The organism is Terriglobus sp. YAF25 (assembly GCF_052113305.1).
In the GTDB taxonomy this organism is placed as follows: Bacteria; Acidobacteriota; Terriglobia; order Terriglobales; family Acidobacteriaceae; genus Terriglobus.
Map to the genome: position 1 here is coordinate 1 of NZ_JBFRCY010000560.1, position 3157 is coordinate 3157.

Annotated in this window: 3 protein-coding genes; 1 reads left to right on the forward strand and 2 read right to left on the reverse strand. The window is 57.7% G+C overall.

Annotated elements, in window-relative coordinates:
- Nucleotides 1–30: 30 nt before the first annotated feature.
- Nucleotides 31–999, reverse strand: a complete 969-nt coding sequence (locus AB4043_RS20055; protein WP_442302397.1) for a transketolase family protein — start codon at nt 997–999, stop codon at nt 31–33.
- Entirely contained in the window at nt 993–1814 is an 822-nt protein-coding gene (locus AB4043_RS20060) for a transketolase (protein ID WP_442302396.1), read from the reverse strand. Before AB4043_RS20060 ends, AB4043_RS20055 begins: the two co-directional genes overlap by 7 nt.
- 488 nt (nt 1815–2302) lie before the next feature.
- Here AB4043_RS20060 and AB4043_RS20065 point away from each other — a divergent pair.
- Nucleotides 2303–3157 (forward strand): SAM hydrolase/SAM-dependent halogenase family protein (locus tag AB4043_RS20065; protein ID WP_442307891.1); only part of this gene is annotated, 855 nt, incomplete at its 3' end.

Genomic DNA, 3157 nt, shown 5'->3' on the forward strand with positions numbered 1-3157 from the left:
GGCGAGGATAAGGTCGGACATGATCTGCGCCTACTTGTTCTCTCCCAGCAGATCGAGTGCGGCATTCACCATGCCATCTGCGTTCAGATGAAAGTGGTCGAGCAGAAACTCTGCCGACCCCGTCGGTGCGAAGACGTCAGGAAGCCCCAGCATGCGCATCCGCGCAGGATGATGCAGTGCGAGCACTTCTGCGACCGCTCCGCCCAGACCGCCTGCGGTGAGTGCTTCCTCCGCGGTGACGATGCCGCGGGTCTCTTTCGCGGCTTTGATGATTGCGTCGTAGTCGAGGGGTTTGATGCTGCTCATATTCAGCACACGGGCGAAGATGCCGCGCTGTTCCAGAAGCTTTGCGGCCTGCAGCGCGCGAGCCACCAGGATGCCGTTGGTGATGATGGTGACGTCGTCTCCATCGTTCATGAGCGCGGCCCGGCCGAGGGTGAATTGATATCCGCGATCGTGCACCTCAGGCACCGGAACCCGGCTGATGCGTAGGAACATGGGTCCATCGTGCCGCAGCGAATAACGCATCACCTGCTCGGTTTCGAGCGGATCGGCCGGAACGATCACGGTGAGGTTGGGAATGATGCGCGTCCAGGCCATGTCTTCGATGGAGTGGTGGGTGGCGCCAAGTTGCCCATAAGCCATGCCGGACGACATGCCGCAGAGCTTGACGTTCCACTTGGAGTAGCCGAGGTCGACCTTTACCTGTTCCATGGCGCGGGCTGTCAGGAAGCAGGAGGCTCCGCAGACGTAGGGGACCATACCTCCATTGGCCAGGCCGGCGCCCACGCCGATCATGTTCTGCTCCGCGATGCCGACGTTGACGAACCGGTCGGGGAAGAGTTCCTTGAACTTCTTCAGCTTGGTCGAAGAGATGGAGTCGTTGACGACGGCGCAGACCCGCTTGTCCTGAGCGGCCATCTCTTCCAGCGTTCTGGAGTAGGCTTCCCGGCAATCGTAGGTCTTGGCTGATGTCTCAACGGGGGCGGCGACTACCATGGGACCTCCACACCGAGTTCTTTTGCCGCCATGAAAAGCTGCTCACGGGTCGGCACACCATGATGCCAAGCGGGCTTGTTCTCTGCAAAGCTGACGCCTTTGCCTTTGATCGTATTGGCAATGATGCAGGTGGGTTTCCCCCTTTCGAGGGGGAGAGACTGAAAGACCCGCATCAGCTCCTCGTGGTTATGCCCGTCCACCTCACGCACGGCAAAGCCGAAGGAGGACCACTTCGGAGGGAGCGGGTCCAGTTGAACCGTGTTTTCGGTGAAGTCACCCTGCTGAATCCGGTTGCGGTCGACGATGACCGTCAGATTATCGAGCTTGTAATGATGCGCGGTCATGGCGGCCTCCCAGTTGGAGCCTTCCTGCAGTTCGCCATCGCCGGTCAGGACAAAGACCCGCCAGTGTTCGCCGCGCATCTTTGCCGCGAGTGCGGCGCCGACGGCGATGGGGGCTCCATGGCCCAGGGGGCCGGTATTTGCCTCTACCCCGGGCAGTTTGTTCCGGTCCGGATGTCCATTCAACATGGACAGCGGGTCCATAAATGTCTTGAGCTGCTCGACCGGGAAGAAGCCACGTGCGGCGAGCGTTGCGTAGAAAGCGCCCGAGCAGTGTCCCTTAGACATGATGAAGCGATCCCGCTGTTCCCAGTGAGGCCGGGCGGGATCGACCGCCAGGATTCCACCCAGGTAGAGACAGGCAAGGATGTCGGCAGAGGAGAGGTCGCCGCCGGTGTGACCTAGTTGCGAATGATGGGTCATCGACATCGCACGGATGCGGGTCAGGTTTGCAGCTTGTTGCAGGTGTTTCACGGATGATTCCGCCATAGGGTAAGGGCAACCAAGGGTTCGACTTGCCACTCATGACATCACATCGTCGTACTTTTTTGCAATAGTGCATAAAAATGCTAAAGCCCTGTATTCCGCTATTCGGGTTGAAAAGCTTCGCCAGGTTAGATTCCATGGGACCGCCGCCCTTCTCCGGCCGTAAAAACGTAAAAAGCCACCCCAGCACCCATGGAAGACGGGCGTGGGGCGGCTTTCGATTTTCCGCCGCTATCGATGTGGATAATGCCTTAGAGGGGGACCGCATCTCAAATTTCCGCGATCTCCGGCGGCCGAAACCGTAACGAGCACCTTTCAGGAAGTGAGGAGTTGGCTTGAGAGTTTTTCGATATTTAGAGCGTTTTCCCTGTCACTGGGTATCCCGGAAGGGGGGTGCAGCTGCGTTTTCATTGCGGAAAACGCCCATAGATGCGGAAGCCCTACCTTACACCCGCAGGAAAAATGCTCTAGCGTTTTTGCTTCTTGTTTCAATGGCTCTATTGAGCGTTGGCGTTGGGGCGATCGCCCAGACCGGACCTCACACGATTGGATTTCTGACCGACTTCGATACGAAAGATGATGCAGTAGGTATCTGCCGTGCCGTCATGCATGGCATTGCGCCAACGGCCACGATTATCGATATCACGCATCAGGTTACGCCCTACGACATCAGCGAAGGTGCTCGTTTTCTCGCTGGAAGCGCTCCGTATTTTGCGAAGGATGCGGTGTTTATTGCAGTGATCGATCCAGGCGTGGGTACGGCTCGAAAAGCCATTATTGTGAAGTCGAAGGTGGGACAGTACTTCGTCCTTCCTGACAATGGTCTTATTACCGGCATTGCGGAGCGCGATGGCCTGGAAGCTGCACGCGAGATAACCAGTCAGGAGTGGATGATTGGAGCTAAGCTTTCGTCCACATTTCATGGCCGTGACATCTTCTCTCCAGCAGCGGCCCATCTCGCGCGTGGGGATGACTGGACGACGGCTGGTCCCGAGATCCCCGTCGCACAACTGGTCAGGCTGCAAGGAACGGTAGCAAAGCTCGACGATAAAGGTTTGCACGCGGAGGTCATCGGTACGGATGGACCCTATGGAAACCTGGTCCTCAACGTACCGCAGCCTCTCTTCGCGAAACTCGGCTATTCCCATGGCGATGTCGTTCCTTTGACGCTGAATGGAAAGGCCTACCGTACGCCCTTTGTAAGAACGTTCGACGACGTTCCCGTTGGGAAGGACCTGCTTTACATCGATTCGAGAGATCGGCTCAGCATCGCGATCAACCAGGGAAATTTCGCGGAACGGAACCATATCGACAAGCACATGGTCTTGGAG